The 13566-nt window shown below is 30.4% G+C and carries 12 protein-coding genes; 4 read left to right on the top strand and 8 right to left on the bottom strand.

What is annotated here, in order from left to right:
- Positions 1–193: 193 nt before the first annotated feature.
- From KPL51_RS14065 to KPL51_RS14055, 3 genes are all read left to right on the top strand, one after another.
- Positions 194–1402: a CapA family protein gene (locus KPL51_RS14065; RefSeq protein ID WP_216162784.1), complete on the top strand. Its 1209-nt coding sequence runs from the start codon at positions 194–196 to the stop codon at positions 1400–1402.
- A 190-nt stretch (positions 1403–1592) separates the two neighbouring features.
- The gene (locus tag KPL51_RS14060) at positions 1593–2951 is read left to right on the top strand and encodes a Mur ligase family protein (RefSeq protein WP_216162780.1); all 1359 of its coding nucleotides are present in this window, start codon (positions 1593–1595) and stop codon (positions 2949–2951) included.
- Positions 2952–2992: 41 nt separating this feature from the next.
- The gene (locus KPL51_RS14055) at positions 2993–3718 is read left to right on the top strand and encodes a type 1 glutamine amidotransferase (RefSeq protein ID WP_216162777.1); all 726 of its coding nucleotides are present in this window, start codon (positions 2993–2995) and stop codon (positions 3716–3718) included.
- A 127-nt stretch (positions 3719–3845) separates the two neighbouring features.
- Here KPL51_RS14055 and KPL51_RS14050 read toward each other — a convergent pair whose 3' ends face one another.
- From KPL51_RS14050 to KPL51_RS14035, 4 genes are all read right to left on the bottom strand, one after another.
- Positions 3846–5138: a helix-turn-helix domain-containing protein gene (locus tag KPL51_RS14050; RefSeq protein WP_216162774.1), complete on the bottom strand. Its 1293-nt coding sequence runs from the start codon at positions 5136–5138 to the stop codon at positions 3846–3848.
- 67 nt (positions 5139–5205) lie between these two features.
- Entirely contained in the window at positions 5206–6504 is a 1299-nt protein-coding gene (locus KPL51_RS14045) for a helix-turn-helix domain-containing protein (RefSeq protein ID WP_216162771.1), read from the bottom strand.
- A gap of 206 nt (positions 6505–6710) precedes the next feature.
- A complete protein-coding gene (locus KPL51_RS14040) occupies positions 6711–6887 on the bottom strand; it encodes a YtxH domain-containing protein (protein WP_216162768.1) in 177 nt (58 codons plus the stop codon).
- 61 nt (positions 6888–6948) lie between these two features.
- Positions 6949–7935 carry a ribonuclease H1 domain-containing protein gene (locus KPL51_RS14035; protein ID WP_216162766.1) on the bottom strand — a complete coding sequence of 329 codons (987 nt, stop codon included), beginning with the start codon at positions 7933–7935 and terminating at the stop codon, positions 6949–6951.
- Between the two features lie 423 nt (positions 7936–8358).
- On the opposite strand from KPL51_RS14035, the gene KPL51_RS14030 reads away from it, so the two are divergent.
- Positions 8359–10119: an ATP-dependent metallopeptidase FtsH/Yme1/Tma family protein gene (locus KPL51_RS14030; RefSeq protein ID WP_216162763.1), complete on the top strand. Its 1761-nt coding sequence runs from the start codon at positions 8359–8361 to the stop codon at positions 10117–10119.
- A gap of 193 nt (positions 10120–10312) precedes the next feature.
- On the opposite strand, the gene KPL51_RS14025 is transcribed toward KPL51_RS14030, so the two are convergent.
- From KPL51_RS14025 to KPL51_RS14010, 4 genes are all read right to left on the bottom strand, one after another.
- On the bottom strand, positions 10313–11317 hold the full coding sequence (locus KPL51_RS14025) for a rhomboid family intramembrane serine protease (RefSeq protein WP_216162759.1): 1005 nt from the start codon (positions 11315–11317) through the stop codon (positions 10313–10315).
- Between the two features lie 49 nt (positions 11318–11366).
- Entirely contained in the window at positions 11367–12425 is a 1059-nt protein-coding gene (locus KPL51_RS14020) for an HD-GYP domain-containing protein (RefSeq protein WP_216162756.1), read from the bottom strand.
- Between the two features lie 145 nt (positions 12426–12570).
- A complete protein-coding gene (locus tag KPL51_RS14015) occupies positions 12571–12969 on the bottom strand; it encodes a DUF6762 family protein (protein WP_216162753.1) in 399 nt (132 codons plus the stop codon).
- 15 nt (positions 12970–12984) lie between these two features.
- Positions 12985–13419, bottom strand: coding sequence for a Fur family transcriptional regulator (locus tag KPL51_RS14010; protein ID WP_216162751.1), 435 nt, complete (start codon positions 13417–13419; stop codon positions 12985–12987).
- Positions 13420–13566: the final 147 nt, after the last annotated feature.

Here is a 13566-nt window from a genome sequence, read left to right as displayed (position 1 = left end):
ATCATAAGAGCCATTTAAACTAATTTTACCAAATACATAGGTAAAAAGCTAGGGTATTTAATCTATAGTTCAATTAATATGTTAGACATTTACGCAACTATGATATAAAATTATATTGACCTAAATATAAAATTATTTTAACTTAAATATAAAAATTTTTTTTATTTAAAGTATGGTAGAGGGGGGTATTGTTTTGAAAAGGTCACGTTTTAGAATAATTAACAGAAAAAAAGCGATAAAAAACATATCTTTACTGGTATTTTGTTGTATAATTTTAACCACAGTTGCCGTTAAAGCTGTTTCATATTCATTAAAAAAGTTTAATGAATATACTATATCTAAAGAAGCAAAATCTACGACTTTGAAAGATCCTTCTAGCAATACAGATGAGCCTTATAACTCTCCAGTAGTAGATAACTCTAAGCCAGTAGAGACATCTACTGCGGTAAAAAGCACAGAGGTACTTCTATCAGCTGTGGGCGACTGTACTATAGGAACTGATAGTAAATTCGACTATGCTACTAGCCTTCCGGAAGTGGTATCAAATTCTAACAAGGATTTTTCTTATTATTTTGAAAATGTATATAGCATATTTGAAAGTGATGACGTTACAATTGCAAATTTAGAAACAACCTTTACAGATTCAACTGATAAAGCAGAAAAACAGTTTAACTTCAAGGCTAGCAGTGATTTTGCTAAGAGTTTAACTCTAGGCTCAATTGAGGGAGTGAATCTTTCTAATAACCATATTTATGACTATAAGGAAAAGGGGTTTAAAGATACTAAACTTGCCCTCCAAAAGGAAAAGGTTAACTACTTTGGAGAAGGCTCAAAGTGGACTCCCAAAATTAAGGGTCAGTCCTTTGGCTTTTTAGGCTATAGAGGTTGGTCCACAGAACAAAGTTTTCTTAATGGTGTAAAGAAAGATATTGCAGAACTCAAAAAGACTAACTCAGTTGTGATTATAAATTTTCACTGGGGGAACGAAAGTCAGTATTATCCTATAGATGCTCAAACACAACTGGCGCGCTTTGCTATTGATAATGGTGCAGATATAATTCTCGGACACCACCCACATGTAATTCAAGGCATTGAACAATATAAAAATAGGATTATCGCCTATAGTTTAGGTAATTTCTGCTTTGGTGGAAATTCTAATCCAAAGGATAAAACAACTTTTATTTTTCAAAGTAATTTGAAATTCACGAGTAATAAGTTAACTGCTATAGGTGTAAGGGTTATCCCTTGCAGTATCTCTTCCGTAGATTATAAAAATGACTATCGCCCAACCCCTCTTAAGGGTGATGCTAAGATAACCACACTAAGTAGTTTAAATACACTCTCACAAAATTCAGGTTTTAAAATAAGTGATAAGTTTTTCTATATAAATGTCAATAATTAACTATAACAATTAAATAATAATAATTAATATTAATGTTAATATTAATTATTATTATTATTATTATTATTATTATTATTATTATTATTATTATTATTATTATTATTATTATTTAGAACAATTAAACAATAATAGGTAAATGTAATATTACAAATTAATAATACTCATATATGCCTAAGTACAATTAAAGGATGTGTTGGAAATTAAAATTCAGTCATTGCTCAGTATACTCGTATCGAAGTTTATTATGAAATTATCAAAGGTATTATTTAAAGGTGGCACCAATTTTCCCGGCAAAATTGCCTTAAAGCTTGATAGAGATATTTTGAAAACCATAGCTAATAATTATGATGTCATACTTATAACCGGTACAAATGGTAAAACCACCACAACAAGCATGATTTATAGCATTATAAAAGCTAGTAACAAACCAGTAATTACAAATAATACTGGTGCAAATATGTATACAGGAATAGTTGCCTGTTTTATTTCAAATTATTCTTTTAAAAAATCTAATGAGAGAAAAGTTGCTGTTATAGAAATAGACGAAGCCAATGTTAAGTTTGTAACTGATTATATAGCTCCAAAAATCATTACTATTACCAATCTGTTTAGAGACCAGCTAGACAGATACGGTGAAGTATACACAACTCTTAAGAAGATAATAGAGGGTGTAGAAAAGATTCCTTCCTCTACTCTAATTCTTAACGGTGACGAATCACTACTTGGAAACTTAAACCTTCCAAATCCTATAATATACTATGGATTTGGTACTAAAGTTAATGACAACAAAATTGTAGACATAAATGCAGATGCTAAGTTTTGTACAATCTGCAAAGCTCCTTATGAATATAATTTTATTACCTATAATCATCTAGGTGATTTCTACTGCAGCAAATGTGGATATAAAAGGCCAGCTCTTACATATTCTATAGATAAAGTTGTTGAACTTTCCACCAGTGGTTCCACAGTTCATATTAATAATAAGGAGTACTACATAAACCAGCCAGGCACTTACAATATTTACAATGCCCTCTGTGCATATTCTGTAGCTAAGGTACTAGGTATTTCAGACAATACTATAGAAACCTCTCTTAAAACCGTTGCTAGTAGCTTTGGTAGACAAGAGACATTAAATATTGAAGGCATCGAGGTTAAAATAATATTAGTTAAAAATCCTGCTGGATATGATGAAGCTGTAAATACTATACATTTGGACAAAAGAAAAATAAATTTATCTCTTCTTTTAAATGATAATTATGCAGATGGAAAGGATGTTTCTTGGATTTGGGATGTGAATTTTGAACGTTTAACTTCTCTTAATATTAACAAGATTATGATCTCTGGAATACGCTTGTACGATATGGCAATACGACTTAAAGTAGCAGGCTTACCAGCAGAAGCCTTCCTTCTATGTAAAGACGATGGATCGCTTCTTGATGAAATTAAAGCTTGTGATGGAGAAGTAGTTTATGTACTAGCTACCTATACAGCCATGATAAACTTAAGAAAGTTTTTACATGCTAAAGGGTACATAGATAAAATTTGGTAATATGTCAAAATTAATAAAAATAAAATTAGAAGGTGAGTAATATGGAAATTAATATTTGTCATTTATATCCTGATCTACTTAATGTATATGGGGATGTAGGAAATATTTTAATATTGAAACACAGAGCTGAATCCCGAGATATAAAAGTAAACATCGTTAATGTATCCATGGGTGATATTTTTAATGAGGAAGATTATGATATTGTTTTCTTTGGTGGAGGACAAGATTATGAGCAGGCAATAGTTTCCCCAGACTTAATAAAATTTAAAAAATCTGCAATAGACAACTATATTCAAAGTGGAAAAGTATTTCTAGCCATTTGTGGAGGATATCAATTGCTTGGGAAATATTATACTACACCGGATGGCGAAAAGCTTGAGGGTCTTGGTATTCTAGATATTTACACGGAAGGTGGAGATAAACGCTTCATAGGCAACACAGTTATTCATAATGAAGCTTTTGATGAAACCTATGTAGGCTTTGAAAATCATTCCGGCAGGACTTATATAAATGGTTTAAAACCACTTGGCAAAGTTCTAGTTGGATATGGTAACAACGGAGAGGATGGTTATGAGGGTTGTGTTTATAAAAATACTTTTGGTACCTATTTTCATGGCTCTCTTTTATCTAAAAATCCTGAGCTTGCAGATAGGATACTCACACTAGCCTTAAACAATAAATATAATGAGGTAGCTTTAACAACCCTTGACGATAGTTTAGAAATCAAAGCCAAGGAATTTATAATTAATAGAGAGACTTCTAAATAAATTATATATAACATATTTACAAGTGAACTTGCCCCAAAATTAAAAAAGATGCAGGTTTAGGGAAATCCTAAACCTGCATCTTTTTTATTCTATCTAAATTTTTATATCTACATCCTTATTCTTCTAGCTACATTTTTTTCTCTAATTGTATAGCTAAACTGAAGTACTTTATAGATTCAGCAACACTACCAAGTTTATGATACATACTTCCCATCTCTAAGTAACGCATATATATATCTTGCTTCCCACCAAATTTGAGTAGTGAATCTAGTGATAAATTCATATACATCTCTGCGCTAGATGACTGTCCTTGCTTGTCTAGAATAATTGCTTTATAGTAATATCCTTTTTCAATGAATTTAATATCATCTAAGTTAATTGCATAGTTTAATACTTCATCTGAAATAGATTGTGCAAGCTCTAACACATCATTTTGAATAAGCTCATTAACACAATCCAGCATAAAGCTAACTAGTCCTACCTTATTATCCCTAGGATAGCTGCTTAACCCCTTATTTATGTATTTGATCGCCGTAGCTTTCATATTACAGTCAAACATTGTGGACCCATAATTATAAATAGCTACTGCCTTATTAGAGGCTTTATCTTTATAAAGCTCGTAGGATTTTTTTTCATATTCCTCAAACTTCCCATTGTTCATTCTTATAGATAACATTGCTAACATATGATATATCTCAGCAGCTTTAAATTCTGTATCCACATACTCTACCAAATCCAATAATCTGATACCTACGTCGTATGCTCTCTCATAATTTTTCAACATAATATTGCAAGCAGCCTCGTTATAAGTCACAATTATTAATTTTTTATAATTAGGAATTTCATTGTTTCTTAACCTATGCCTAACATTACAATAATAGCTAGATGCTTGAAGAAATTCTTCCTTTATATATAAGAGTCTTGCCATATCTATATAGTAAGTTACTTGGTTATCATCAATAGATGTTTTTAAATTCAAATCATAATACTGCGAAGTAATTGATTGAGTCTTCTCAAAGTCTCTTTTATCTAAATATAAATTAAACAACATGTGGATTAATTCAATAGCAAAGTCGTAGTAGTTATATTTTTCAGCAAACTCCAAATTATAAGATACTCTACCTTCAAAGTCATTATCCTTTAAATCTTTGTTATCCTTAGATTTGTTATCCTCTACTTCTTCTTTTAATACCACAATATTTGTGGCAACTTGTTCTTTTACATTTTCATTTAAATATCCAACATCTATGTCCAATTTTTTACTTATAAGTTCCAATACCCATGGTTCCGCCATGACTTTGTTATTTTCTATGCAACTCATCTTGGATACTGAGATTTTGTCATCACACATCTCTCTCAAGGTATACCCTTTATATATTCTAGTTCTTTTTATCTTTTCGCCCGTTGATAATATTTCCATTCTCATCACCTATCTATAGATTGGATAACTATCCAATGACGCACGCCATAAAATAGTTTTATTTAAATTACTTAATTATTCCAAGCTTGTTAAATAACTCTACACCCTCATTTAGATATCTAGCTGCCTGCTTATCTCTACCACCATCAATATAGAACTTTCCGATCATTATAGAAATCTCTGCCGCTGCCTTTGTTTGTTCTTGTTCTTTTACAAAACTCAGTGCTTGTAACAATGTGTTTTCTGCTTCATTCATATTACCTTCTAATAAATCAACCCTATATTTCAATAAATAATATTGGCGCAATGCTGTATGATTACCATCTTCCACATATTCCAAAATACGTTCTAAAGCTTCTTTAGCCTCACTTATATGTTTAAGTTTGACATAATTTTCACATATGTTAGCTAATGTGTCAATTAACTTTAAATCCTTAGTCTTTTGTCTTATTTCCTTAGCTTTATTTAAGTGAATAAAAGATTGTTCCATATTTTCAAACTCATAAAATAATCTTCCTAAATTATTCTCTATTTCAGAAACATAAGCTAAATTATTGATTTCATAAAATACCTTCAAAGTAATCTTTGAATATTTTATTGCATTTTTGATGTCACCTTTTTCATTATATTCATTTGCCAATAATAAAAGTGAATTAGCATACTCTTTTTTACTATCTATTTGCTTAAATTTTTCTTGAGCCAAATAGGAATATTTTATAGCTTTTTCCATGTCTTCTAACTTAAAATAAGTGTAGCCTATATAATAATATATTTCACCTAATAAAAAGTCATTACCCATTTCATTGTCTATAAAAACCTTTTCAGCTTGTTGGAAATAGCTTGAAGCTGACTGATATCCCTTAAGTTCAAGTGTTATTCTCCCAAGTTTTAGAAAAGTCTTTATTATTTCTTCATAAGAGTTATTCTTAATAAAGATAACATTTGAGGAAAGAAAAACCTGTTGGGCAGATGCAATCTCTTCCCTAGCCATGTATATATCCCCTCTTAATGATAAATTTCTGGCCTTCCTAAATTCCAATTTATATTTTTTAGAATAATATAGTGATTTTTCTAAATTTTGTTCAGCCTGTACTAGATCGCTATTTATAATAAGTGATTCAGCAACATTTTCATAAAACAAGCATATTTTTTCAGCTTGCGTTTCTTCTGACTCCATTAGATATTCAACCGTTGTATTTAAAGCATTTGCTAAATATTCTAGCAAATCCATGCTAGGATTAGATTTCCCAGATTCAACCAAGCTAATTTGTCCTGGAGTTATTCTCGCTCCTGCAAGGTCTTTTAATGTCATATTGAGTTCTTTTCTTTTTCTCTTGATTTTTTCACCTAAAGACAATATTTCCATAATCACTCTTCCTTCACTGCATGGTAATATATATAATATATATTATAATATTATTAATTTAAACAACCTTAGACAATTTATTCAATTATAACATAGTTTACATTTAAACTGCAAAATATTTGTATAAAATTTTAAATTTTAGGAGATATCATTAAAAAACTCCACACCATATTGTTATTATATGGTGTGGAGTTTTTTAACGATATCTATAAAATATAGTCCTTCATGCTATCAAACACATCTTCTGCCATGTTTTTTACGATTTTACCAGTTTTCCTAACTCTTCTTTTTGTACTTCTATTCATATTAGGCATTAACATCGCACTTGCAACTACTCCAATTATAGCACCTGTTGTAATTGTTGATATAAATTTACCACCCATAAGTCACACTTCCTTTCTTTGTTTATTCTTTATATCATGTGCATTTTTTAAAATAATTAGTCTATTTTTTTAAAAATTCTGAATTTCCACCAGCGATTTCCACATTACACTCTAATAAATACTTAATAAAATTTGTTTTCTCTTTGTTACTTAAATTATCTATTAATATATTTGCTGCTCCTGGATCTGTATTATATTCATTAATAATATCATTAAAGCCATATACCCTAATTTCTTCTTTATCCTTTTTATTCACATTATTATCTTTTTTATCCACATCATTATCCACAGAATTCACAACAATAATATTATTTCCATCCTTAGGCGCTAATTTAAAAATTTCTTCTTTTACATCAAGATTAGCTACATTTATAATATTTTTCTGCAACCATTTTTCAACGACCTTATCTGACTTTATCCCTAATTTTTCTTTGCATTTTTCATCAACAAGCTCATTAAACAAATCTCCCGTGTGACTATCCACCTTAACAAATAAAATTTCTAGTCCGCTCTTCATGAGTTCTTGCATTTTCTTATAATATTCCTTTGATGATTCTTCACGTCTTTCCCAAAAACCTGTAGCATGGTAACAAATTCCTACATAATCATGAAAAATCAATACTTTCTTTTCACCTCTGCCCAATGCATACTGAGCCCCTTTTACTGCACCTTCTAATTCCCCTGCTATTTGTCTTATGTTTTTTTCAGATTCACTTTTTCCAGTTCCACTCTCTATATGTAGAACTACTTCATTTTGCACAGCCACCATTCCATAAGAATACTCTTCTGTGGAAGAATTATAACTACCATCCACATAAATATGAAGGCAATCTTTCGGATAATTATTATCTGCTTTTGTAAGTGTATTTCCTGCATCATTTAGGAACTTTTTAGCTTCATTTATATCCTCAAAGCTCTTATATTTAGCTCCTTTTACACCTTTTACATATTTTAAGCACTCTGCCCAAGTGTTGACTATTTTATTTTCTATTTTTTGGTTAGTATTAGAATTGAAACCCTCTTTTATTGCGTAAACTTTCTTTCCCATATTATTTAGTCTCCTTAATGTATATGTATTTCATGCCTAAAAACTTTTTAATAATTCTGCCTCAAACTTAGAGGCATATGGAATACCTTTATATCTATCATAGATAAATTATACAACAAATTATAAATTTATCAATTGCATTTTTTACAATATTTACATTTCCAAATTCTATGAGTATCGTTGGACAAGGCCTTAAAAAGATATTATACTGTTCCTTGTAGTCCATATTACTTTAATAGGATTTTAATACCCTCCCCATTACTTTAATGTCATTTTGGTATGGTTTGTATGGTTTATAAACTATCACCTTTCACAAATATAATAGTACTTGTAGAAAAGAGAAAAAATAAAATATAAAAGGATGGTGAACGAGGCGACTTGGCAACTATATTAAAGCTATAGTGCTTTTATCGCTTTGAGCTTATGAATAAAATTAAAAACAAGTATATTTTACTTCCTGTTATAACTGCAATTTTTTCATTAGTATTCCTCATCTTTGTGAGTAATACTTTTAAAATATCTACGGATAAATTATATATAGATTTTCTAAAAGATGCCTCTTCTAAAAACATATCCACTGTATATGTAACTACCTCTCCTAAAATTCAAGTTAAACTTAAGGATGGTAGTATTTATGAAACAGATAATCCAAGAACAAATAATTTCAAGGAAAATTTGTTAAAAGATGGTATAAACGTTTCTGAGCAAACACTAACAAATCCTGCTGAAGTAGCTTCAATTGCAGGCTTTATCATATCACTTGTAGTGCTTGGAATTATGGCCTTTAAGTCATCAAAGATAAAAACAAAAAGTATGTTTTCAGCTACAAATCTTGATGTAGCTTGCGTAGAGGATATAGGTTTTAACTTTGATAATGTAGCAGGTAACGAAGAAGCTAAAGATAGTGTACAAGATATAGTAGATTTCCTTAAAAATCCTGATAAATACTCAGCTTATGGTGCTAGAATGCCAAAAGGACTGATTTTATATGGTGATCCCGGAACTGGTAAAACCTTACTAGCAAAAGCCGTGGCTGGCGAAGCGAACGTACCTTTTTATGCTGTATCTGGTTCAGATTTTGTTCAGATATATGTAGGGGTTGGAGCTGGAAGGATTAGAAGTTTATTTAAGAAAGCAAGAAGTCATGGCAAAGCAGTTATCTTTATCGATGAGATTGATGCTATTGGTAAGAAAAGAGATAATGGAAGTGGTGGTGGTTCTGACGAAAAAGATCAGACACTTAACGCGCTACTCACAGAAATGTCTGGTTTTAATGAAACAGAAGGAATAATTATAATTGCAGCAACCAATAGACTTGATATGCTAGATCCCGCTCTACTGCGTCCCGGCCGTTTTGATAGACATATTGAAGTAACATTACCTGATGTATCCGCCAGAGAGAAAATTTTAAAACTTCATCTTAAAAATAAACCTATAAAGGATATAGATTATTCGGAATGGGCACATAAAACTACATCTTTTTCAGGTGCAAAACTAGAAAACTTAGCCAATGAAGCAGCGATTATTGCCTGTAAAGATAATTCTTGTTTCATTGAAAATGAGCATTTAGATAAAGCTTATTCAATAATGCTAGCTGGTTATGAAAAAGTTGATAGAGGTTACATTAAAGATAATGATAGAAAAATTACCGCCTTCCACGAAGCAGGACATGCTTTGATTTCACTTAAGGTGTTGCCAAATGATAAAGTATCAAAAGTAACTATAATTCCAACTACCAAAGGTGCCGGAGGTTATACACTAAGTATCCCCGAAGAGACCTTGTATCATAACAAGGAACATTTAAAGAAAAAAATAATGGTTCTTTTAGGTGGTAGAGCTGCTGAAGAAATCATTTTCGGACAAGATCATGTAACCACAGGTGCTTATAATGACCTACAAAGAAGTACACAGCTAGTAACAAGCATGGTAACCGAATACGGTATGGGTGAATCACTCGGACTACTTACTATGGGCAAACTAAGTGATTCAGGGCTTGCAAATCAAGAAGCGGTGTTTTCAGAATGTAAAGACCTAATCTCTGAATTATATGAAGAGGTTAAAAATATCCTTACAGATGGAAAAGAAGTTTTAGAATCTATGACAGATTTATTAATCCAAAAGGAAACCATATGTTACGAAGATTTAATTAATATTGTCGGCGAAAAAAGCAATATTGTTGCATAAAGCGTATATTTTTAGTATAATTTGGTTTACAAAGCGAAATATGACTATATATGGAGGTGCTTATAATGTTACAATTAATTGGTGCAGTAGTTGTTATCATTATTTTGTTGAAATTTTTCGGAATTTGGTAAACATAAATTTAAAAGAGTAACAAGCTAATATACTAGCTTGTTACTCTTTTATTTGTGGTTTATTAAACTTCAGCCTTAAAACTAACTAAAAAGGCTATAAGCATTCCTCCAAGAAGTCCACCCATATGGGCAAAATTATCGATATTAGGAAGAGTTGCTCCAATAAATATATTTATAAATATCACTGATAAAATACTTCTTATAAATCCACTACCAGTTTTGCCCTTAGCCTTAACTGCAAAAATAAGTACTGCTCCAAGTAGTCCAAAGATTGCGCCAGATGCTCCAATAGAAACACTAGTTGAAAAAATATAACTGAATATAGATGCAACTATTCCAGAAACAAAATAAATAGCAATATATTTTGCCTTGCCATAAACCCTCTCAACCATTGGCCCAATAGCATAAAGCGAATACATATTAACACCTAAATGCACAATTCCACCATGTAAAAACATACAAGAAATAAGCCTGTAATACTGCCCCTTTTGGATTAACTCATTGACTTTAGCTCCAAGCAAAATTAGAACATTAGTATCACTACTAAATATACTACCTCTTGCATAAACAAAACTTAAATAAGCTGTAATTATATACATAATAACATTTATACTTATAATTCCTATAGTAATCCAAGGTTTATCCTCTAAATTTATTTTTTCCTTACTACTTTTCAAATTGTTATTGCTCATTACAGAAGCTAGCTCCTGTACTACTTGCAAATTTACATTTTGAGAATAGTTTACCTTCTTATCTTTTAGTTCTACTCTAATCGTTGGTTTTTCTGATATATTATTCATTGAAAGAGCTTGATTATCTTTTTCCAAACTGAGTTCATCATCAGAGAATAGTATATATATATTATTTTTGTCCTCTGGAATGTGGTATTCTTTTAACTTATCTAGACTCTGGGAGTTCATAAATATTAGTCTATACTGCACTGCACTTATATCTTTACTCACTGTCCATAGCTCAGAATTGCTATCCACACTTCTTATATTCTCTAATAAATATCCATATTGCCTCGTAAGACCATTCATAACTATTTCTATATTTTTTTCTCTCATATTTTACTCCTATAGGGTGCCTCCCACGTGGCAAGTGGATGGCACCGTTTTATATTATTGACTTAATTGCAACATTAGGGAATTCTAATAGATCTATTTCATAAAATTTAATAGGTTTTCTAGTTTTGTGTTCATAAAGCACTCTTACTATAGGCCTATCGGGGAAATTTTTATTTTGTTTAATTACATAGCCCTCCACTCCGTTGGACAGCTTTAAACAAACACCTAATGGAAATACTGAAAATGTTTCTTTAAATCTTTGTACTATCTCCTCGTCAAAGGCATTTCCACAGCCTGCTAAAATTAGTTCATAAGCATCGCTAGGGTTAAATTTCTCTCTATAAGTTCTATCATTACTTACAGCATCATAAACATCACAAACACAAATTATTTTTGCAAACTTAGGAATTTCATTGCCTATAAGTCCAAAAGGATAGCCGTTACCATCAACTCTTTCATGATGAAGTTCCACAGCTTTTAAAACTTCCAAAGATATAGAAAAATTCTTTTCCAATATATTCCTTCCATAAGTAGGATGCTTCTTGATTTCTTCAAATTCTTCAACTGTTAGTTTTCCCTGTTTTGTTATGATTTCTAGAGGAATTTTAGTCTTACCTATATCATGTAGTATTGCTCCAATACTTAGCTCTTTTAAATCACTTTGATTAAGGTTCATTGAAAGTCCAAGGAAAATCGCCATAATCCCAGTATCTATAGAATGAAGGTAGGTATAGTTGTCATAAGTTTGAATGTCGTACAAACTTTTAGTTACATCACCCATCTCGATAATATAATCAACTAATTCTTCCACAACTGCTAATGAATCTTTTGTGCCTTTTTTGTCTCCAAAGGTTACATTTTTCATTATCTTAGACATGTTTTTCATAGTTGCTGCTTTTAAATCACTTAACTTTTCATCTTCTATTGATATATCTTCTAGTCTAATATCTTCTACATAAACATAAAAAACACCTAATTCTTTTAGCTTTACAATATATTGCCCCGTCAATTTAACTCCTGCTCGCAGCAAAACACTTCCGTCACTAGTATATATATTTCGTCCTAAAATCTCGTCAACTTCTACTCTATTAATAAATTCAAGTCTCATGTTTACTCCTAAAAACTTCTTTCTTAATTATATATTTTTTATAAATGGCCAATATTTTTTATAAATTGCCAATATTTTTTTATAAATCGTCAATATTTTTTTATAAATCGTCAATATTTTTTATAAATCGTCAATATTTTTTGTACTATTTATATTCTTCTTCTTTTCCCTTGATATTTTCAAAAGCTTCCCTAAGTTCTTGCTTTATTAACTCACATATTTCAATTATAGCATCGGAAACAACATTATGGTCTTTAGAGTATTCAAACTTAACTAGCCAAGTTGGGTTATATTCATCATCTACAACTTCAATAGAATAACCTTTAGACGTAAAAGCTTCTTCATTAAAATAATCATAAATTGCTGTATATTGCCACTCTTCCACATCCACTTGAGTATCAAAGTACAAGTTTATTGATTCCCCATAATAATTTAACTTTGTAACAAATTGTGCCCCTTCAGAAGCTTCAAAGCTTCCAAGTTCTTTAACAAATTGATTAGTTTCTTTATCTACTTCCATTAGTACCAATGAAGAAAATTGCATAAAAACCATCCTCTCTTATTTTTTACATTTATTGCAGTCACTACATTCATTGCATTCTTTACAAATGCCCTTTAAATACACATGACTTTCTGTAAGTGTTATTCCTGTCTTTGCTTTTATTTGTTCTTCTATCTGAGGTATAGGGCAATCTATAACCATATCCTTATGACATAAATCACATTGAATTATATGTTTATGTGCATTTTTAATTACAGTATAGTTATACATATTGTTTCCCAAATCAAATTTGTTTAAAATCTTTTTACTCTCCAATAAATCTAATGTTCTATATACCGTGGATAAGTCTATTTTTATGTTATCTTTTTTTAGCAATGAATATATAAGATTTGCATTTATAGCATCTTCACTAGAAAGTATAATTTCTAGTATACTCTTCCTTGCTTTAGTAACCTTAATATTATTCTCTTTTAAGTACAAAATTATATCCATTTACATCACCTTACTAAATTATTATAACAATTATAATAATTATAATATACCTCAATCCTGTCGTGAATACAAGCATTGCATTGAATAATGCATTAAAGATATGTCTTTTTTTTTCATATTACAAAAAGGCTTCTACAAAAGTAAAAG

The sequence above is a fragment of the Clostridium bowmanii genome, from assembly GCF_018861315.1.
GTDB lineage: Bacteria > Bacillota > Clostridia > Clostridiales > Clostridiaceae > Clostridium_AD > Clostridium_AD bowmanii.
The sequence above is the reverse complement of the archived record's forward strand: the minus strand, read 5'-3'. Positions and strand labels throughout refer to the sequence as shown.